This is a genomic window from Streptomyces sp. NPDC058257, from assembly GCF_042881845.1.
Lineage (GTDB): Bacteria > Actinomycetota > Actinomycetes > Streptomycetales > Streptomycetaceae > Streptomyces.
In genome coordinates this window covers 229560-248707 of sequence record NZ_JBHVXJ010000003.1, presented here as the reverse complement: position 1 = coordinate 248707, position 19148 = coordinate 229560, and the positions used below count along the sequence as shown (strand labels likewise).

Genomic DNA, 19148 nt, shown 5'->3' with positions numbered 1-19148 from the left:
GTCGGCGGGGCGGATGGGCGGGGTGGCGTCACTGGCTGTGCCGCCTGTCCGCCCGCTCGTTGCCGGGTTGTCGCCGGGTGATCGGGTGGGTGGGAGGGGGACATCCGGCGCGGAGCGCCGGGACAGGAACTGGGTTACGGCGAGGGGGAGTTGAGGGAGAGGCACGCAGAAGGCCCGGCACCCCGTAGGGGGCCGGGCCTTCTGGCGTTGAGCCTTGGCGGAGTGCCTCAGCTCTCCTCGGCCGGTGCAGCGACCGCCTTGCGCGTACGGCGAGTACGCGGCTTCGCGACGGCGGCCTCCTCGGCGACAGCCGGAGCCGCCTCCGCGGCCTTGCGCGTACGCCGATGCGGCTTGGTCTCCTCCGTCGGCTGAGCGGGAATCTCGGCCTCGACGGTCTCGACTACGGCTTCCGCTGCCTTGCGGGTGCGGCGGCGCGGCTTCGTCGCGGGCGCCTCGGCCTCAGCGGCTGCGGCTTCGGTGGCCTCGGCTACCGGCTCCGCGGCCTTGCGCGTACGCCGACGCGGCTTGGTGGCCGGAGCCTCGACCGCCTCGACCGCCTCGACCGTGTCGACGACGGCCTCCGCGGCCTTGCGGGTGCGGCGGCGCGGCTTGGCGGCGGGCGCCTCAACCTCGGCCTCGGGGGTTTCCGCGACCTCGGCTACCGGCTCCGCGACCTTGCGCGTACGCCGACGCGGCTTGGTAGCGGGCTCCTCCGTCGTCTCCACGGCCTCGACCGTGTCGACGACGGCTTCCGCGGCCTTGCGGGTCCGGCGGCGCGGCTTGGTAGCGGGCGCCTCGGCCTCAGGGGCAGCGGCTTCGGCGGCCTCGGCTACCGGCTCCGCTGCCTTGCGGGTCCGGCGGCGCGGCTTCGTGGCGGGCTCCTCGGCCTCGACCGTCTCCGCAGCTTCGACCCTCTCCACGGCCTCGACCGTGTCGACGACAGCCTCCGCCGCCTCCGAGCCGCTCCGCGTCCGGCGACGGCGACGCGGCGTGCGCGGCTCCGTCAGCTCGGCCTCGGGGGCGGACGCAGGGGCAGACACGGGGGCAGGGGCGACCGCGGCGACCTCCGCCACGGCCGGCGCCTCCAGCGGCGTACCCGAGCGGGTGCGGCGACGCCGACGCGGCGTACGCGCCTCACGCGGCTCGCGCTCCGGCTCGGAAGCGCGCCCGCGGTCACGGTCACGGCCGCCGTCACGGCCGCCGTCACGGTCACGGCCGCCACGATCGCGGTCCCGCCCGCGCGAGCCACCCTTGCCGCCCGTCTCGCCGAGGTCCTCGACCTGCTCGGCGCGGAGCCCGGCACGGGTCCGCTCGGCACGCGGCAGCACACCCTTCGTGCCCGCCGGGATGCTCAGCTCCTCGTACAGGTGAGGAGAGCTCGAGTACGTCTCGACCGGGTCGCTGAGGTCGAGGTTCAGCGCCTTGTTGATCAGCTGCCAGCGCGGGATGTCGTCCCAGTCGACCAGCGTGATCGCGATGCCCTTGGCGCCCGCGCGGCCCGTACGGCCGATGCGGTGCAGGTACGTCTTCTCGTCCTCGGGGGACTGGTAGTTGATGACGTGCGTGACGCCACCGACGTCGATGCCGCGCGCGGCGACGTCCGTGCAGACGAGCACGTCCACCTTGCCGTTGCGGAACGCCCGCAGCGCCTGCTCGCGGGCGCCCTGGCCGAGGTCGCCGTGTACGGCGCCCGAGGCGAAGCCGCGCTTTTCGAGCTGCTCGGCGATGTCGGCGGCGGTCCGCTTCGTGCGGCAGAAGATCATCGCGAGTCCGCGGCCGTCGGCCTGCAGGATGCGCGAGACCATCTCGGGCTTGTCCATGTTGTGCGCGCGGTACACGTGCTGCTTCGTGTTCGCGACGGTCTGGCCCTCGTCGTCCGGCGCGGTGGCGCGGATGTGCGTGGGCTGCGACATGTACCGACGGGCCAGGCCGATGACCGCGCCCGGCATGGTCGCCGAGAACAGCATCGTCTGACGCTTCGGCGGCAGCATGTTGATGATCCGCTCGACGTCGGGCAGGAAGCCCAGGTCGAGCATCTCGTCGGCCTCGTCGAGCACCAGGCACTTGATGTGCTTGAGGTTGAGCTTCTTCTGGCCCGCCAGGTCGAGAAGACGACCGGGCGTGCCGACGACGATGTCGATGCCCTTCTTGAGGGCCTCGACCTGCGGCTCGTAGGCCCGGCCGCCATATATGGCGAGGACGCGTACGTTCCGCGCCTTGCCTGCGGTCTGCAGGTCGTTCGTGACCTGCTGGCACAGCTCACGGGTCGGGACGACGATGAGCGCCTGCGGGGCGTCGGTCAGCTGCTCGGGCTTGGCCCGGCCCGCCTCGACGTCCGCGGGGACGGTGACGCGCTCAAGGAGCGGGAGTCCGAAGCCGAGCGTCTTGCCGGTGCCGGTCTTGGCCTGGCCGATGACGTCGGAACCGGAGAGCGCCACGGGCAGCGTCATCTCTTGGATGGGGAACGGGCTGATGATGCCGACGGCCTCAAGGGCCTCGGCCGTCTCGGGGAGAATTCCGAGATCGCGGAAAGTCGTAGTCAGGGCATTGCCTCTTCTGTGAGACGCGGCCCGAGGCGAACGCTGGGGGTCGTGACCGTGCCACTACCGCCGGCTGCTTGGGGGGCGGGGCCGGGGGCGCGGGACCACTGCCTGCGCTCGAGCGCTCGTACCGCTGAGGTTCCCTCCTCGTGCCGTCCGCACTTCGCGGGCCGCCTGGAGGGCTGTCGGGTCGGAGCCGATCGGGCCTCCGACCGGGCATCCTCATTCGTACGGCCCGACGAATATTCGACAGGCGCTTTACCACTGTACCCCGGAATCTCGCAGCCGTGTCTGGCGATTAGGTCACACAGTCGTCGTCGCAGTCACTGACCAGGCCCTTACACGTTGCTGCGAGCGGGCTATTGTGCGGTTTATGGAGACGCCTGACACCGCCGCTGACACACCTGCCGAACCCACCGGAATCGCCGCCCAGGACTGGAAGACCGCCGCTCACGAGCCGCACTACCGCGCCGCGGTCGTGGATCTGCTCGGAGCGCTCGCCTACGGGGAGCTCGCGGCATTCGAGCGGCTCGCGGAGGACGCGAAGCTGGCGCCGACGCTCGGCGACAAGGCCGCGCTGGCGAAGATGGCGTCGGCGGAGTTCCACCACTTCGAGCGGTTGCGGGACCGTCTCTCGGAGATCGGCGCGGACGCCACCGAGGCGATGGAGCCCTTCGTGGAGGCCCTTGACGGTTTCCACCGGCAGACGGCGCCTTCCGACTGGCTGGAGGGCCTGGTCAAGGCGTACGTGGGCGACTCGATCGCCAGTGACTTCTACCGCGAGGTCGCGGCGCGGCTCGACGGTGACACCCGTCGTCTCGTCCTCGGTGTGCTCGACGACACGGGGCACGCGAGCTTCGCGATCGAGAAGGTGCGCGCCGCGATCGACGCGGACCCGCGCGTGGGCGGGCGGCTCGCGCTGTGGGCGCGGCGGCTGATGGGCGAGGCGCTTTCGCAGTCGCAGCGGGTCGTCGCCGACAGGGACGCCCTGTCGACCATGCTGGTCGGGGGCGTCGCCGACGGCTTCGACCTCGCCGAGGTCGGGCGGATGTTCTCCCGGATCACTGAGGCGCACACGAAGCGGATGGCTGCGCTGGGGCTCGCCGCGTAGTCGCTGGGGCTCCGGGGGCTGGGGGGCTGTTTTTTCCTGCGGGTGCGTTTTGTGGCTGGGCGCGCAGTTCCTCGCGCCCCTTCGGGCGTCGTGGGTGGGGCTGCTGTTTTCACCCGCGGGTGCGTTGTGGCTGAGCGCGCCGTTCCCCGCGCCCCTTCGGGGGCGCCCCCTGCGCCCTACGCCGTCGCTGAGCGACGGCGCAGTCGGCTGCGGGTGGGGCGGATCAGGAGTGAGAGCAGGGCGGCCGACACGGCCACCGCGCCTGCGAGTGTGGCGGGTACGTGCCCGGCGCCGAGGGCCATGTGCGTGACGAAGGAGCCGATCACGCCGCCCGCGGCCCCGGTCGACAGGACCAGGTCCCGCGCGGGGAGCCGGTGGGCCAGTCGGTGGGCCGTGGCCCATGCCAGGGCGAAACCGAGCAGTGCAGAGCCGAGTGCTTCCAGAATCACAGGGTGTCCCTCCCTCGCGGCCAGGTGCAAAACGGTCGTAGCCGGTCTTACCCCTGGCAGCCGGAATGCAATCCTCCAGAACCTCCGCGCCTCAGCGCCTGATGTGCGCCGGGCGCGTCAACACACGAGAACGGCCCGGTGGTTGTGACCACCGGGCCGTTCTCGTCGTTCGTCCTGCGTGCAGCGCCCGTGAACTACAGGGCGCTGAAGCCCACCTTGCGCGCGGTCGGCTCGCCGAGCTCGACGTACGCGAGGCGGTCGGCCGGAACCAGGACCTTGCGGCCGTGGTCGTCCACGAGGCTCAGCAGCGGCGACTTGCCGGTCAGCGCCTCGGACACCGCACGCTCGACTTCCTCGGCACTCTGGGTGCTCTCGAGCACGATCTCGCGGGGCGCGTACTGCACGCCGATCTTGACCTCCACGGCTTTGTCCCTCCGACGGTCAGTGATGTGCGCGGGCGTCCGCGCCGTACTCAGCACACATTAGCCCGGTGAGGCGATGCTCATGCTTCCGCCGCTGCACGCCAGTAGCGAACAGAGATCGGGAATGCTCAGTGACCGTCCAGGCCGTGCAGCGGGAAGCCCGCGATACCGCGCCAGGCCAGCGAGGTGAGCAGCTCCACCGCCTTGTCGCGCGGGACCGTGCTGCCGCTGGCGAGCCAGTACCGGGCGACCACCTGTGAGTAGCCGCCGAGCCCCACGGCGAGCAGCATCGCCTCGTCCCGGGGCAGGCCCGTGTCCTCGGCGATGACCTCGCAGATCGCTTCCGCGCACTGGAGCGTGACCCGGTCCACGCGCTCGCGGACCGCGGACTCGTTCGTCAGGTCGGACTCGAAGACGAGGCGGAAGGCGCCGCCCTCATCCTCCACGTACGCGAAGTAGGCGTCCATCGTGGCCGCGACCCGCAGCTTGTTGTCCGACGTGGACGCGAGCGCCGTACGGACGGACTGCAGCAGCGATTCGCAATGCTGGTCGAGCAGAGCGAGGTATAGGTCGAGCTTTCCGGGGAAGTGCTGGTAGAGCACCGGCTTGCTGACTCCGGCGCGCTCGGCGATGTCGTCCATCGCCGCCGCGTGGTAGCCCTGCGCGACGAAGACCTCCTGCGCCGCGCCCAGCAACTGATTGCGTCGGGCACGACGCGGCAGGCGTGTGCCCCGTGGGCGCGCTGCCTCTGTCTGCTCGATGGCTGTCACGCCGCCTCCCATGATCGTGAATGTGCGGTGTGCGCCGCGCGGCCATCGTACTTTTCGGTAACCCCGATGTGCGCGGTACGAGCGGAGAATTTCAAGGACTGGATGTCTGCGAAACCCGTGCGTAGCAGGGCAAACACGGGCAGCTCAGCGATAGTCGTCCTCGTCGATAGTGACGACGCGGGCCTGTTCGGCCAGGTCGGCCTCGTTGGCCGCGTCCGTGTCCGCGCCCTCCAGGGAGTCGTCCCGGCTCGGCGCGAGGTCGGTGTGCTGCTCCGCGGCATCGGCCTCAGGTGCCTCGGCGCTGATGTCGTTGATGCCGCTGATGTCGGTGTTGCCGGTGGTCTCTTCGTTCTGGAAGGTCTCGGGGTCGGACGGGTCGACGGTCATCGTGGCTCTCTTCCCTACGGAGTCCCTTGCGGACTAGTGGTGCGAGTGCCCTGTGTGCCCTCTTCTATGAGCCTAGGAGACCTCCGGACCGGGCGCTACGTGATCTCCGGGCGCCGTCGTCGCGATCCGTGACGGTGAATTCGGTATCCGTGACCGCGAATATCAGGATCTGTGACGGCGAACACATGAGCCACCGTGTGATCGTCTCGTAACATTGCCGCATGTCTTCGACCGAGCTGCCGAACCTGATCGCCGCCTCCGTCGCCCCGAAACCGGGTGCCGTCGGGGTCGCGCCGGGCGAGCGGATCGACTCGGTCACCCTCTCCGGGCTCACGCTTTCGGTGCGTTCCAGACCGCCGGTCCGCGAAGGTCTGCCGCCCGCGCTGTACGTGCACGGGCTCGGCGGGTCCTCGCAGAACTGGTCGGCCCTGATGCCGCTGCTCGAGGACGTCGTCGACTGTGCGGCGGTCGACCTGCCGGGGTTCGGCGACTCGCCGCCGCCGGACGACGGCAACTACTCGGTCACGGGGCACGCGCGCGCGGTCATCCGTTATCTGGACGCCCGCGAGGACGGGCCCGTGCATCTGATCGCCAACTCGCTGGGCGGCGCGGTCACCACGCGCGTCGCCGCCGTCCGCCCCGACCTGGTCCGCACCCTCACGCTGATCTCGCCCGCGCTCCCGGAGCTTCGGGTGCAGCGCACGGCACTGCCGACCGGGCTCCTCGCGGTGCCCGGCGTCGCGAGCCTGTTCACCCGGCTCACCAAGGACTGGACGGCCGAGCAGCGGGTCAGCGGCGTCATGGCGCTCTGTTACGGCGACCCGGGCCGGATCTCGCCCGAGGGGTACAGCGCGGCCGTGCGGGAGATGGAGCGCAGACTCGCCCTGCCGTACATGTGGGATGCGATGGCCCGCTCGGCGCGTGGCATCGTGAACGCGTACACCATGGGCGGGCAGCAGGGTCTGTGGCGGCAGGCGGAGCGGGTGCTCGCGCCGACGCTGCTGATCTACGGCGGCCGGGATCTGCTCGTCTCGTACCGTATGGCACGCAAGGCCGCTGCCGCGTTCCGTGACTCACGGTTGCTCACGTTGCCCGACGCGGGGCATGTGGCGATGATGGAGTATCCGGATACGGTGGCCACGGCAATCCGCGAACTCCTCGCGGACACAGGAGAGTTGAATGCATCCGGTCAGTCGAGCTCGGGGAGCTGAGGCGGCGAGTGGGACGTCATAGCCGCCGAGGTTCGGTCGACCTCGAAGACAACACGGGCAGTACGGACACTGCCGACATACCGTCACCGCAGGGCGCACGCCCGCCAGGTCCCGGCACGGGGCGCCGCAGACGCGCCCCGGGGGACGGCGGCACGCCCGCGCACGGAGTCCCGCAGGCGACCCCGCCGCATGGAGTCCCGCAGGCGACCCCGCCGCACGGCATGCCCCAGGCCACTCCTCCGCGTGGCGCGCCGCATGTCCGCGGCGGGCACCCCGAGCAGCGTGAGCCGGGCGGGGCCTGGGGAGCCGGGCCCCGGACCGCGTCGCCCCGCGTGCCGGGCCCCCGCCGCGAGTACGTGGACGCGTTCGGTGACGAGTTCCCCGAGGAAGATCTTTTCGCGACCGGTGCGACCCGGGTCGCGCCCGCCCCGAACGGCGCACCGACCGGCTCCCCGCCCCGCGACCCGTACGCCTCCGTCACCGACTGGGACCGCGCGGTCGACGAGGACGAGGAAGCCCACGGAGAGCTCTGGTCCGAAGGGTCTGAAGGGTCCGACGGCCCCGGCGGCATCGCTGACGACCAGGGCGACCAGGATGACCAGGGCGACCAGGAAGACGACGGCAAGGGCGGCAAGTCCGGCGGCGGCAAGGGCCGTACCTTCACCGGCATAGCCGCTGCCGCTGTCACCACCGTCCTCGCGGTCGTCGTGGCCGGCCAGGTGGCCGACGGCGCGAAGGATTCCGCTCCCAGGACGCAGACCGCGAAGGGCCAGGAGGGCCGCGCCGCGGCCGGTGACGCGTCCCGCTCGGACGATCGGCCCACGCCCGCGGAGTCCGCCCCGGCGACGTACGAGACGAAGATGGCCAAGAAGTACCCGCTCGACGCCAAGCTGACGGCGTCCGGTGACTTCGACGCGATGGCCGGGTTCGACAAGGCGCCAGGCAAGGGGCAGAAGTTCCGCTACCGCGTCGACGTCGAGAAGGGCATGGGCCTGGACGGCGAGCTGTTCGCGACGGCCGTGCAGAAGACCCTGAACGACGACCGGAGCTGGGCGCACAACGGAGGCCGGACCTTCGAGCGCGTCTCTTCGGGGAAGCCCGACTTCGTCATCACGCTCGCCAGCCCGGGGACGACCGGGAAGTGGTGCGCGAAATCCGGGCTCGACACCCTTCAGCAGAACGTCTCCTGTGATTCCGCGGCCACCGACCGCGTCATGATCAACGCCTATCGGTGGGCGCAGGGCGCCAAGACCTACGGTGACCGAATCCACCCGTACCGGCAGATGCTGATCAACCACGAGGTCGGCCACCGGCTCGGCTTCAACCACACGGACTGCACGAAGGACGGCGAGCTCGCGCCCGTCATGCAGCAGCAGACGAAGTTCCTCAATCACGACGGAATCAAGTGCAAGGCCAACCCTTGGGCTTTTCCGAAGAGTTGAGAGAGCCGTCCCCGGCGAATCGACCGCGCGGTGAGCGTTCTGTGCTCACCGCGTGTTCGACGGCTTTGACATCCGCCGAAAGTTCGTTCATATTTCTCCGCATGTCGCCTCGTCACGCCTCCTCGTGCGCCGCCCTTGAGCTGGCGCTCTTTGGCGTGACCGCGCTCTGCGTGTCCGACATCCACTGTTGCTGACGCCCGCCCCTGGCGCGTGCGTCGCATTCTCTCCGGACCCTTCGCGGTCCTGACTGACCTTCTTCGGCGACCCCGGGGCGAGCTCTGCTCTCTTCCGCTGCTCGATCCTCCGAGAGGTCCCTCCCCATGCGTCAACCGTCCGTCATAGCCCGCCGCGTGGCAGCGGCATCCGTCAGCCTCGTCCTGGCAGCGGGCGCCGCCGCCTGCGCGGGCCCCGAGGACAACGACGCCGGGAGTGGCGGCGCCGAGGGCAAGCCCACCGAGGGCGGCACCCTCACCGTCCTCAACAGTCAGCCGCAGGTCGACTTCGACCCGGCGCGGCTCTACACCTCCGGCGGCGGCAACGTCCCCTCGCTCGTCTTCCGCACCCTGACCACCCGCAACCGCGAGGACGGCGCCAAGGGCTCGGAGGTCGTGCCCGACCTCGCCACGGACCTCGGCAAGTCGAGCAAGAACGCCACGGTGTGGACGTACACCCTCAAGAAGGGCCTCAAGTACGAGGACGGTTCGCCGATCACGTCCGCCGACGTCAAGTACGGGATCGAGCGCTCCTTCGCCGGTGAACTCTCCGGTGGCGCGCCCTACTTGAGGGACTGGCTGACCGGCGGCGACAAGTACGCCGGGCCCTACAAGGACAAGAGCGGCAAGGGTCTTGAGTCGATCGAGACGCCCGACGAGCGGACCATCGTCTTCCACCTGAACAAGCCCGAGGGCGAATTCCCCTATCTGGCGACGCAGACGCAGTTCACGCCCGTCCCCAAGAGCAAGGACAAGGGCACGAAGTACGAGGAGCACCCGGTCTCGTCGGGCCCCTACAAGGTCGTCAAGAACGAGAACGACGGCGAGCGCCTCACCCTGGAGCGCAACCCGCACTGGTCCGCGAAGAGCGACCCCGAGCGCAAGGCCTACCCGGACAAGATCGACGTGCGGTCCGGCCTGAACTCCTCCGTCATCAACCAGCGTCTCTCGGCGGGCCAGGGCGCGGACGCCGCCGCCGTGACCACCGACACGAACCTCGGCCCCGCCGAGCTCGCCAAGGTCACCGGCGACAAGGCCCTTGCCTCGCGGGTGGGCACCGGGCACTTCGGATACACGAACTACCTCGCCTTCAACCCGAAGGTGAAGCCCTTCGACGACCCGAAGGTGCGCCAGGCCATCTCGTACGCCGTCGACCGTTCGTCCGTCGTCAACGCCGCCGGCGGCTCGTCGCTCGCCGAGCCCGCGACGACGTACCTGCCCAACCAGAAGTCCTTCGGATACACGAAGTACGACCACTTCCCGGCGGGCAAGTCCGGCAACGCGAAGAAGGCCAAGGAGCTCCTGAAGGAGGCCGGTCACAAGGACGGGCTCACCATCACGCTGACCCACTCCAACGCCAAGGACTTCGAGACGAGCCCGGAGATCGCCACCGCGATCCAGGACGCCCTGAAGAAGGCCGGGATCACGGTCAAGCTGGAGGGCCTTGAGGACAACGACTACAAGGACAAGGTCCACGGCGCCAAGACCGAGCCCGGCCTCTTCCTCGCGCACTGGGGTGCCGACTGGCCCTCCGGCGGCCCCTTCCTCGCCCCGATCTTCGACGGGCGGCAGATCGTGAAGGACGGCGCCAACTTCAACACCGGCTTCCTGAACGACAAGTCCGTCAACAACGAGATCGACGAGATCAACAAGCTCACCGACCTCGACGCCGCCGCCAAGCGCTGGGGCGCCCTCGACAAGAAGATCGGCGAGCAGGCCCTGACCGTGCCGCTCTTCCACCCGGTCTACAAGCGCCTTTACGGCAAGGACGTCAAGAACATCGTGATCAGCGACTGGACGGGTGTCCTGGACATCTCCCAGGTCGCGGTCAAGTAAGGGCTACTGGTCACATCACCATGAGCGAGGCCCTGTTGGCCTCGGAAGCGGGGACGGGCGTCACGGCGCCCGCCCCGACTTCCGGTGCCCGTCAGTTCTGGCGGCGGCTGCGTACGCAGCGCGCCGCCCTCGTCGCGGCGGCCGTCGTCGCGCTGCTCGTCCTGGTCGCGCTCGCCGCGCCGCTGCTCACCGCCATCGAGGGCCAGGACCCCAGTACGTACCACCCCGACCTCATCGACTCCGGGCGCGGCGGCGTGCCCATCGGTTCGTTCGGCGGGATCAGCGCCGAGCACTGGCTCGGCGTCGAACCGCAGACCGGGCGCGATCTGTTCGCCCGTCTCGTGTACGGCGCCCGGGTCTCCCTCGGCGTCGCGCTCGCCGCGACCCTCGTACAGGTGCTGCTCGGCGTCAGCATCGGCATCGCGGCCGGGCTCGGCAACCGCTGGGTCGACCAGGTGCTCAGCCGCGCCACCGATGTCATCGTCGCCATGCCGCTGATGGTCCTCTCGCTCGCCCTGATGGCGATCGTGCCCAGCGGCTTCCCGCGCCCCGTCCTCGTCGCCCTGGTCATCGGGCTCGTCGCCTGGGGCAGCACGGCCAAGATCGTGCGCGCGCAGACCATCACCCTCAAGGAGCTCGACTACGTGGCCGCCGCCCGGCTCAGCGGCTGGAGCACCTGGCGCATCGCGCGCCGCGAACTCCTGCCGGGGCTCGCCGCCCCCGTCATCACCTACGCGGCGCTGCTCGTCCCGTTGAACATCACGGTGGAGGCGGCGCTCTCCTTCCTCGGCGTCGGCGTCAAACCGCCGACCGCGTCCTGGGGACAGATGCTGACCTCGGCCGACATCTGGTACCAGGCGGCGCCGCAGTACCTACTGCTGCCCGCGGGGGCGCTGTTCGTGACGGTGCTCGCACTGACCGTCCTGGGCGACGGCGTGCGGACCGCGCTCGATCCACGGGCCGCGTCGCGGCTGCGGATCGGCACCGGAAAGAAGGGGGAGGGCAAGGCATGACCGGCTTCCTCCTGAGGCGCGCGGTCGGCGCCCTCGTCACGCTGCTCGCCATCTCCGTGATCATCTACGCGGTCTTCTACGTCGCTCCCGGCGACGTCGCCCAGATCACCTGCGGTCCGCGCTGCTCACCGGCTCAAGTGGCCCAGGTGACCGAGCAGCTGCGGCTCGACGATCCGGTGTACGTCCGCTACTGGGACTTCCTCCAGGGCATCTTCGTCGGCCACGACTACTCGACGGGCACGGGTGTGGAGCACTGCGACGCCCCCTGCCTCGGGCTCTCCTACCAGAGCGACCAGCAGGTCACCCAGCTGATCGTGGCGAAGCTTCCGGTCACCGGATCGCTCGCGCTCGGCGCCATGGTGATGTGGCTGATCCTCGGCGTCGGCACCGGCGTCCTGTCCGCCTGGCGGCGCGGGCGCGTCACCGAGCGCATCCTGACCGCCGTCACGCTCGCGGGCACGGCCACACCCGTCTTCGTCATCGGTCTCCTCCTGATGATCGTGGTCTGCGGCCAGCTGAACCTGCTGCCCTTCCCGCAGTACGTACCGTTCACCGACGACCCTCAGCAGTGGGCGTGGAACCTGCTCCTGCCCTGGCTGTCCCTCGCGCTGATCGAGGCCGCCAAGTACGCGCGCCTCACCCGCGCCTCGATGCTGGAGACCCTCGCCGACGACCATGTGCGGACGTTTCGCGCGTACGGCGTCGGGGAGCGCTCGATCATCGGCAAGCACGCCCTGCGGGGCGCGTTCGCCCCGGTCATCGCGATGAGCGCCAACGACTTCGGGTCGATGTTCGGCAGCGCCGTGCTCAGCGAGACGCTCTTCGGCCTGCCCGGCATGGGGCGCGAACTGGTGCACGCGGTCAAGGTCGTCGATCTGCCGGTCGTGGTCGGCATGGTCCTGGTGACCGGCTTCTTCGTAGTGCTCGCCAACGCCGTCGCGGACGTCCTGTACGCGGTGGCCGACCGAAGGGTGGCCCTGTCATGAGCGTGGCCCAAAGCCTCGTCCAAGTGACCGACCTGGTGGTCGACTTCGGTGACACGCGCGCCGTCGACGGGCTCTCCTTCACGCTGGAGAAGGGCGCCGCGCTCGGCCTCGTCGGCGAGTCGGGGTCCGGCAAGAGCACGGTGGCCTCCGCGCTGCTCGGGCTCCACCGGGGCACCGGCGCGGGCGTCGACGGATCCGTTCTGGTCGGCGGCATCGACGTACAGGAAGCGTCCGGTGAGGAGTTGCGGCGCCTTCGGGGCGGGAAGGCGGCGATGGTCTTCCAGGATCCGCTGTCGTCCCTCGACCCGTACTACGCGGTGGGCGACCAGATCGCCGAGGTGTACCGCGTGCACAGCGGGGCCTCGCGCAGGGCGGCACGCGCGCGTGGCGTCGAAGTGCTCGACCGGGTGGGCATTCCGGACGCCGTACGCAGGGCGCGCTCCCGGCCGCACGAGTTCAGCGGCGGCATGCGGCAGCGCGCGCTCATCGCCATGGCGCTCGCCTGCGAGCCCGAGCTCCTGATCGCCGACGAGCCGACGACCGCCCTGGACGTCACCGTGCAGGCCCAGATCCTCGACCTGCTGCACGGGTTGCGGGCCGAGACCGGGATGGCCCTGCTCCTGGTCACGCACGATGTGGGCGTCGCGGCGGAGAGCGTGGACGACGTTCTGGTCATGCGGTACGGCAGGTCCGTCGAGCGGGGGCCCGTGCGGGAGGTTCTCGGCGCGCCCAGGGAGGCGTACACGAGGGAGCTGCTCGGGGCGGTGCCCCGGGTGGACTCGCCCCGCGAGACGGCATCGCGGGCGCAGGGCGACGTCGTCCTCGAAGCGGTCGGCCTGCGCAAGGAGTTCGGGCGCGGAAAGCGCGCGTTCGCCGCCGTGGACGACGTGTCGCTCACGGTCCGCCGGGGGGAGACGCTCGGGATCGTGGGGGAGAGCGGCAGCGGCAAGACGACGCTCGGCCGGATGCTGGTGGGGCTCCTCGACCCCTCGGCGGGAGAGATCCGGCATGGTGGCGTGTCGGCGCCGGCCGACGGGACGCGGGCCGGGGTGCAGATGGTGTTCCAGGACCCCGTCTCCTCGCTCAATCCGCGCCGCGGCATCGGGGAGTCCATCGCCGATCCGCTGCGCGCGCGGGGCGAGCGCGACGACTCCGTCGTGCGCGCACGCGTGAGTGACCTCATGGAGCGCGTCGGACTCGATCCGGCGTACTACGGGCGCTATCCGCACGAGTTCAGCGGCGGCCAGCGTCAGCGTGTCGGGATCGCACGGGCCCTCGCGGCCGACCCCCGGGTCATCGTGTGCGACGAGCCGGTCTCGGCGCTCGACGTGACGACGCAGGCGCAAGTGACCGCGCTCCTCGCCGAGCTGCAGAAGGAGCACGGGCTCGCCCTCGTCTTCATCGCGCACGACCTCGCGGTGGTACGCCAGGTCAGCGACCGGGTCGCGGTGATGAAGAAGGGCCGGATCGTCGAGCAGGGAACCGTCGACGAGGTGTACGGGACGCCCCGACAGGCGTACACCAAACAGCTGTTGGCCGCCGTGCCCGCGCTCGACCCGGAGGCCGCGGCGCGGCGCCGCACGGCCCGCAGGGAGCTGGCCGCAGCTTAACGCTCCGTAGCGAAAGAGCGCTCTACCGGAGCCATAGCGCGACAGAACGCTACGGGCGCGGGAAAGTTACGGCCGTTCACCCCTTTTGGTGGCGTGATGGACAACCGTCCATCACGCCACCGGCATGTCCGCATACGTTCGTCCCGCTGCGAGCCGCTGGTTCAACGGCGGCTCTCCATATGGGAGATCGGGGGTGTACGCGTGCGCATCGGACTGCTTACGGAGGGTGGCTATCCGTATGTGAGCGGTGACGCCAGGCTCTGGTGTGACCGGCTCGTGCGCGGGCTCGGGCAGCACGAATTCGACATCTACGCACTCAGCCGCAGCGAGCGGCAGGAGGTCCAGGGGTGGGTCGAGCTGCCGCCCCAGGTGAGCCGCGTGCGGACGGCGCCCCTGTGGACGGTCGACGACGACGCGGCCTTCGAGGCCGGGTACGGGCGGCGGGCGCGGCGGCGCTTCGCGGAGTACTTCGGTGAACTCGCCGCGGTGGTGTGCGACTCCGGTGTCTCAGGTGTCTCCGGTGTCGCGGGTGTCGCTGGCGTCTCTCATGTTTCCGGGGGCTTCGGGCCCTCCGATGCGTTGGCGGACCGTTTCAGCAGTGCGCTCCACGGCCTGGCCGAACTCGCCAGGGACGAGGGCGGCCTCGTCGCCGCACTGCGCTCCGAAGGAGCCGTGCGCGCCCTGGAGCGCGCGTGCCGCGCGCCGGGCGCACTCCGCGCCGCGCGCACCGCACGGGTCCCCGATCTGCTCACCGTGGCGGGCCACCTGGAGCGCTCGCTGCGACCGCTCTCCCTCGACTGGTACGGCGACGACGGCCTCGGCGCGGTGGACCTGTGCCACGCCACGTCCGGCGGCCCGGCGGCGCTCCCTGGTCTCCTCGCCAAGCACTTCTCCGGAGTGCCGCTCCTGGTCACCGAGTACGGCGTACAACTGCGGGCGCACTACCTCGCGACCGGCGACGACGCGCTGAGCGCGCCGGCGCGGGCGCTGCTCACCTCCTTCCACGGCAAGCTCGCCGCCGAGGTGTACCGCAAGGCCACGGTCATCACCCCCGGCAACACGCACGCCCGCCGCTGGCAGGAGCGGTGCGGAGCCGAGCGGGCGAAGCTGCGCACGGTCTATCCCGGCATGGAGGCCTCCCGCTTCGCCGAGGTGGGCGAGCGCGAGGACCCGGGCGACCCGGACACCCTGCTCTGGGTCGGGCGCATCGAGCCGGCCAAGGACCTGATCTCCCTCCTGCACGCCTTCGCGGAGGTCCGCAAGGAGGAGCCGAAGGCGCGCCTTCGCATCGTCGGCGCGCCCGCGGAGGGCCCGGAGGCGGCCGCCTACCTCGCGCACTGCAGGGCGCTGGCCGCGCAGCTCTTCCCGGACGAGGCGCGGGGCGCGCACGCCGTCGGCGACAATCCCGTCTCCTTCGAGGAGATCGGCGCGCCCGAGGCGCCCGAACTTCAGGACGCGTACGCCGCGGGGAGCGTCGTCGTCCTTTCGAGCGTCGTCGAGGGGTTCCCGATCAGCCTGGTCGAGGCGATGTTCTGCGGGCGGGCGACGGTCTCCACGGATGTCGGCGCGGTCGTCGAGGTCATCGGCGGCACCGGGCTCGTGGTACCGCCGCGCAACCCCCGGGCGCTCGCCGAGGCGTGCGTGGCGCTGCTGCGCGACGCGGGGCGGCGCGAGCGGCTCGGCGCGGCGGCGCGTGCGCGGGCGCTCGAACTGTTCACCGTTGAGCAGAACATCGAGGCATTTCGAGGCATTTACCTGGAGATCGTCTCGCACTGTCCGGTGCGCAGAGAGGCGGTCGACGACGCGGGCGAGCCGGTGCCGTTCGGCAATCCGGCGGAGGCGTACGTGCCGGGCAGGTGGGCGGTCGCCGCGGGCGGCGGGGACGCGGGCCCGGGTTCGGGTTCGGGCTCGGGTTCGGGGTCGGGTTCAGCCGGTGCGCCCAGCTGGGCGCGCGAGGCGGATGGACCGGACCAGGCGGATGGACCGGACCAGGCGGACAGGCCGGAGCAGCTGAAGGGGGCGGGCGTATGAGCAAGCAGCAGAAGGTCGATGCGCCGCGGGCTCCGGCGAGCCCTGGCGGGTGGGATGTGCGGTCGGAGGAGTTGGTCGCCGACGCGGCACTGGTAGGGGAACCCGCTGCCTGGCGTGGGACGAGTACGGGCACCGGGACCGGCTCCAGGCCCGTACGGCGCGGTGGCGTCGATCCGGTGAAGACGCTGATGCACCGGCACCGGGAGCTGTGCGAACGCGCCGTCGACCCGCTGGAGATCGCCGCCGGTCTTGAGGCGCACGGAGTGACCGACAGGACCGCCGCGCGGTTCAGGCACCGGGACGTGTTCGCGCTCGCCGAGGAGATGTACGCGCGCGTGCCGCGCGACGAGGAGGAGCGCGGCGTCCCTGTGGCCCTGGCCCTTCCCTCGACAGGAGATCCCCAACTGCCCGCCGGATGGGCGCTGCTCGCCCTGCTTCCGGGTGTGGTGTGCGGGCTCGCAGCCGTGGGGCTCGAAATGGGCGAGGGGCGTGCGCGGCTCGCGGTGGGGCTCGGCGGAGCGCTCGCCGTCGCCGTCGCGCTGCGGGCGGCTCTTCGGTACGGCCCGCTGCGCTGCCCGCACGAGGTCATGCCGGCCACGCGCGCGTGGGTGTGCTTCCTCATCGCGTACGCCCTCTTCGGAGACGGGCTGCTGCGGGGCGCCGTCTCCGGTGGGCCCGATGGCCCGTGGGCGCCGTCGACCGCCGCCGCCCTCGGGCTCTCGCTCGCCGTCGCGCCCGCGCTGTGGTGCGCGCGGCTGTTCGCCGTGGGGGCACGAAGGCGGCTGTCGCTCAGCCGGGGGCTCGCTGAATTCACCTCCGCCGTAAGGCCGTTGCTCCTGGGCGTGGTCGCGCTCTACCTCTGCGCCCTGGGGGCCCTGCTCGTGGGGTCCGGGGCCGTCCACGGCGCCCAGTCCTCTGCCGGTGCCTCTGCCTCTGCCTCTGCCTCTGCCGGTGCCGGAGCGCTCGGCGCGCTGCTGCTGCTTTCGCGGCTCCTCTCCTCGTACGGGTTCATGCGTGCGCCCCTGCTGATGCTGGGGGCCGCGGGAGCCGTGGAGGCGGGCTCGATCGCCTGCGTGTTCGCCGGGCGCCTGCCCGGGTTCGCGTGGCTCGCGGCCCCGGTGGAGGGGGCGGCGCGGGCCTGGGGGCCCGGAGTCGTCCCCGTCGTCGCGTGTGGCGCCGCCGCGGGCGTGCTGTTGCTCCACTCCTTGCGCGTGCTCAGCCGGGCTTCCGCGCATGCGGGCGGGGCGCCTTGAGCGTTCCTGCCCGCCCCCCTTCACGCCACTTCACCTCACTTCACTTCACTCCGAGAACTCTCTCTCCCGCGGGGCCGACACCGCGGGCCTTACCCCGTGATTTACGGCAACCCCCTGAAGGAGAACGCCAGATGAGCACCCTCAGCATCCGAGAATCCGACCCGGGAGCCGCCCGATGAGGGTGCTGCTGATCGGAGCCAACGGATACCTCGGCCGGTTCGTCGCCGACCGGCTGCTCGCCGACCCGGCGGTGCAGCTCACCGCGCTCGGCCGCGGCGACGACTCGGACGTACGGTTCGACCTCGCGAGCGGCAGCCCCGGCGCGCTCACCCGCTTCCTGGACGCCGTGCACCCGGGCGTCGTCATCAACTGCGCCGGTGCCACCCGCGGCGGCGCCCGCGAGCTGACCCGGCACAACACCGTCGCCGTCGCCACGATCTGCGAGGCCCTGCGCCGCAGCGGATGCGGGGCGCGCCTCGTGCAGCTGGGGTGCGCCGCGGAGTACGGGCCGAGCCAGCCCGGATCCTCCACCGCGGAGGACGCCGTGCCCAGGCCCGGCGGACCGTACGGAGTCAGCAAGCTGGCCGCCACCGAGCTGGTGCTCGGGGCGGGTCTCGACGCCGTCGTCCTGCGGGTGTTCTCGCCCGCGGGGCCCGGCACCCCGGCCGGATCGCCGCTCGGGCGGCTCGCCGAGGCCATGCGCAGGGCCATGCAGGCCGGTGACGGCGAGCTCAAGCTCGGCGGCCTCGGAGTGCAGCGGGACTTCATCGACGTACGCGATGTGGCGCGCGCCGTGCACGCCGCCTCGCTCTCCGCGGCCCAGGGGGTCGTGAACATCGGCGCGGGCAGAGCGGTGAGGCTGCGTGACGCGGCCGCCGTCCTGGCGCGCGTCGCCGGGTACGGCGGAGCCCTGCACGAGCTGGACCAAGGCGGCCTGCGGCAATCCATCGGGCACCCGCGCTCCGAATCCGACCACGCGAGCCCGGCCGCCTACCCCTACCCCGACGGATGCGGCAGCTGGCAGCAGGCCGATGTGCGCACCGCGCGCGACCGGCTCGGCTGGCGCCCCCGCATCAACCTCGAAGAATCACTCGCCGACATCTGGATGGAGGCGGCATGCCGCATCTGACCAGCACAGCCACAGGCACCGCGCACACCGACGTACGTCTCGGCTTCGGTATTCCGGGCTTCGCGCACCCCCTCGTCGCGCCCGCCGAATGGTCCGAACTCACCCGTCCCGGAACCCCTTTGCACTGGGTCGTCCTGAACGTGAGCAGGGGGCCGGGGGAGCGGCCCGACCCGCACTGCCTGGAGGCGGCGGGGCGGTTGCGGAACGCGGGCGTGCGCGTTCTCGGTCACCTCGACGCGTTGTACGGCGCCCGCAGCTTCGGAGAGCTCATCTCCGACGCGCACCGCTACCTCGACTGGTACCAGGTCGACGGCTTCTCGCTGGACCGCTGTCCCACGGAACGGGCGTCGCTCCCTGAGGTGCGCAGGACGGTCACGACCCTGCGCGCGCTCTGCGACGACGCCCACATCGTCCTGGGGCACGGCACCCATCCGTATCCCGGGTACGCCGAATCCGGCGACCAGTTGGTGACCTTCTCCGGGCCCTGGAGCGACTACCGCTGGTCACAGGTGGCCGAGTGGACCGCCGACTACCCGCCCGAGCGCTTCTGCCACTTCGTGCACGGCATGCCGCGCGGCCACCTCGACGAGGCGCTGCGCATCGCACGCTGGCAGGGCGCGTCGACGATCTACTTCACCGACCGCGTGGACAGCGGCGGAGCGGACGACCCGTGGGAGTCGATGCCCGGCTACTGGGACGAAATCGTCTCGCGCATCGGAACGGGTGTCTCGGAATGAAGAAGGGCG

The 19148-nt window shown here is 71.2% G+C and carries 17 protein-coding genes; 12 read left to right on the top strand and 5 right to left on the bottom strand.

The window, feature by feature from the left end; all coding sequences use genetic code 11:
* Positions 1-227: 227 nt before the first annotated feature.
* On the bottom strand, positions 228-2450 hold the full coding sequence (locus tag ACFVXC_RS10055; RefSeq protein WP_389903504.1) for a DEAD/DEAH box helicase: 2223 nt from the start codon (positions 2448-2450) through the stop codon (positions 228-230).
* A 463-nt stretch (positions 2451-2913) separates the two neighbouring features.
* Here ACFVXC_RS10055 and ACFVXC_RS10050 point away from each other — a divergent pair, with 463 nt between their 5' ends.
* Positions 2914-3651, top strand: a complete 738-nt coding sequence (locus tag ACFVXC_RS10050) for a ferritin-like fold-containing protein (protein WP_389903502.1) — start codon at positions 2914-2916, stop codon at positions 3649-3651.
* Between the two features lie 176 nt (positions 3652-3827).
* On the opposite strand, the gene ACFVXC_RS10045 is transcribed toward ACFVXC_RS10050, so the two are convergent.
* From ACFVXC_RS10045 to ACFVXC_RS10030, 4 genes are all read right to left on the bottom strand, one after another.
* Positions 3828-4100: a hypothetical protein gene (locus ACFVXC_RS10045; protein ID WP_389903501.1), complete on the bottom strand. Its 273-nt coding sequence runs from the start codon at positions 4098-4100 to the stop codon at positions 3828-3830.
* Between the two features lie 194 nt (positions 4101-4294).
* Positions 4295-4522, bottom strand: a complete 228-nt coding sequence (locus ACFVXC_RS10040) for a DUF3107 domain-containing protein (RefSeq protein WP_249587904.1) — start codon at positions 4520-4522, stop codon at positions 4295-4297.
* A 128-nt stretch (positions 4523-4650) separates the two neighbouring features.
* Positions 4651-5292, bottom strand: coding sequence for a TetR/AcrR family transcriptional regulator (locus ACFVXC_RS10035; protein WP_389903499.1), 642 nt, complete (start codon positions 5290-5292; stop codon positions 4651-4653).
* Between the two features lie 144 nt (positions 5293-5436).
* Entirely contained in the window at positions 5437-5679 is a 243-nt protein-coding gene (locus ACFVXC_RS10030) for a hypothetical protein (protein WP_389903496.1), read from the bottom strand.
* 221 nt (positions 5680-5900) lie between these two features.
* Here ACFVXC_RS10030 and ACFVXC_RS10025 point away from each other — a divergent pair, with 221 nt between their 5' ends.
* From ACFVXC_RS10025 to ACFVXC_RS09975, 11 genes are all read left to right on the top strand, one after another.
* Positions 5901-6890, top strand: coding sequence for an alpha/beta fold hydrolase (locus tag ACFVXC_RS10025; protein ID WP_389903494.1), 990 nt, complete (start codon positions 5901-5903; stop codon positions 6888-6890).
* A gap of 8 nt (positions 6891-6898) precedes the next feature.
* Positions 6899-8332 (top strand): DUF3152 domain-containing protein, encoded by a 1434-nt coding sequence (locus ACFVXC_RS10020; RefSeq protein ID WP_389903492.1) that lies wholly within the window; start codon positions 6899-6901, stop codon positions 8330-8332.
* Positions 8333-8433: 101 nt separating this feature from the next.
* Entirely contained in the window at positions 8434-8526 is a 93-nt protein-coding gene (locus ACFVXC_RS10015) for an Ms4533A family Cys-rich leader peptide (RefSeq protein ID WP_389903490.1), read from the top strand.
* Between the two features lie 126 nt (positions 8527-8652).
* On the top strand, positions 8653-10380 hold the full coding sequence (locus ACFVXC_RS10010; RefSeq protein WP_389903487.1) for an ABC transporter substrate-binding protein: 1728 nt from the start codon (positions 8653-8655) through the stop codon (positions 10378-10380).
* Positions 10381-10400: 20 nt separating this feature from the next.
* Positions 10401-11393 carry an ABC transporter permease gene (locus tag ACFVXC_RS10005; protein WP_389903486.1) on the top strand — a complete coding sequence of 331 codons (993 nt, stop codon included), beginning with the start codon at positions 10401-10403 and terminating at the stop codon, positions 11391-11393.
* A complete protein-coding gene (locus tag ACFVXC_RS10000; RefSeq protein ID WP_389903484.1) occupies positions 11390-12379 on the top strand; it encodes an ABC transporter permease in 990 nt (329 codons plus the stop codon). Before ACFVXC_RS10005 ends, ACFVXC_RS10000 begins: the two co-directional genes overlap by 4 nt.
* Positions 12376-13989: a dipeptide ABC transporter ATP-binding protein gene (locus ACFVXC_RS09995; RefSeq protein WP_389903483.1), complete on the top strand. Its 1614-nt coding sequence runs from the start codon at positions 12376-12378 to the stop codon at positions 13987-13989. The genes ACFVXC_RS10000 and ACFVXC_RS09995 overlap by 4 nt, the downstream gene beginning before the upstream one ends.
* Positions 13990-14190: 201 nt before the next feature.
* Positions 14191-16020 (top strand): DUF3492 domain-containing protein, encoded by a 1830-nt coding sequence (locus ACFVXC_RS09990; RefSeq protein WP_389903480.1) that lies wholly within the window; start codon positions 14191-14193, stop codon positions 16018-16020.
* The gene (locus ACFVXC_RS09985) at positions 16017-17273 is read left to right on the top strand and encodes a hypothetical protein (RefSeq protein ID WP_389903478.1); all 1257 of its coding nucleotides are present in this window, start codon (positions 16017-16019) and stop codon (positions 17271-17273) included. Before ACFVXC_RS09990 ends, ACFVXC_RS09985 begins: the two co-directional genes overlap by 4 nt.
* Before the next feature lie 175 nt (positions 17274-17448).
* Entirely contained in the window at positions 17449-18402 is a 954-nt protein-coding gene (locus ACFVXC_RS09980; protein WP_389903476.1) for an NAD-dependent epimerase/dehydratase family protein, read from the top strand.
* The gene (locus ACFVXC_RS09975) at positions 18390-19139 is read left to right on the top strand and encodes a spherulation-specific family 4 protein (RefSeq protein ID WP_389903473.1); all 750 of its coding nucleotides are present in this window, start codon (positions 18390-18392) and stop codon (positions 19137-19139) included. Before ACFVXC_RS09980 ends, ACFVXC_RS09975 begins: the two co-directional genes overlap by 13 nt.
* Positions 19140-19148: the final 9 nt, after the last annotated feature.

Coding starts and splice junctions, on each gene's coding strand:
- ACFVXC_RS10055 (WP_389903504.1), bottom strand. CDS start 2,450: ATGACGCTGCCCGTGGCGCTCTCCGGTTCCGACGTCATCGGCCAGGCC.
- ACFVXC_RS10050 (WP_389903502.1), top strand. CDS start 2,914: ATGGAGACGCCTGACACCGCCGCTGACACACCTGCCGAACCCACCGGA.
- ACFVXC_RS10030 (WP_389903496.1), bottom strand. CDS start 5,679: ATGACCGTCGACCCGTCCGACCCCGAGACCTTCCAGAACGAAGAGACC.
- ACFVXC_RS10025 (WP_389903494.1), top strand. CDS start 5,901: ATGTCTTCGACCGAGCTGCCGAACCTGATCGCCGCCTCCGTCGCCCCG.
- ACFVXC_RS10015 (WP_389903490.1), top strand. CDS start 8,434: ATGTCGCCTCGTCACGCCTCCTCGTGCGCCGCCCTTGAGCTGGCGCTC.
- ACFVXC_RS10010 (WP_389903487.1), top strand. CDS start 8,653: ATGCGTCAACCGTCCGTCATAGCCCGCCGCGTGGCAGCGGCATCCGTC.
- ACFVXC_RS10005 (WP_389903486.1), top strand. CDS start 10,401: ATGAGCGAGGCCCTGTTGGCCTCGGAAGCGGGGACGGGCGTCACGGCG.
- ACFVXC_RS10000 (WP_389903484.1), top strand. CDS start 11,390: ATGACCGGCTTCCTCCTGAGGCGCGCGGTCGGCGCCCTCGTCACGCTG.
- ACFVXC_RS09995 (WP_389903483.1), top strand. CDS start 12,376: ATGAGCGTGGCCCAAAGCCTCGTCCAAGTGACCGACCTGGTGGTCGAC.
- ACFVXC_RS09985 (WP_389903478.1), top strand. CDS start 16,017: ATGAGCAAGCAGCAGAAGGTCGATGCGCCGCGGGCTCCGGCGAGCCCT.
- ACFVXC_RS09980 (WP_389903476.1), top strand. CDS start 17,449: ATGAGGGTGCTGCTGATCGGAGCCAACGGATACCTCGGCCGGTTCGTC.
- ACFVXC_RS09975 (WP_389903473.1), top strand. CDS start 18,390: ATGCCGCATCTGACCAGCACAGCCACAGGCACCGCGCACACCGACGTA.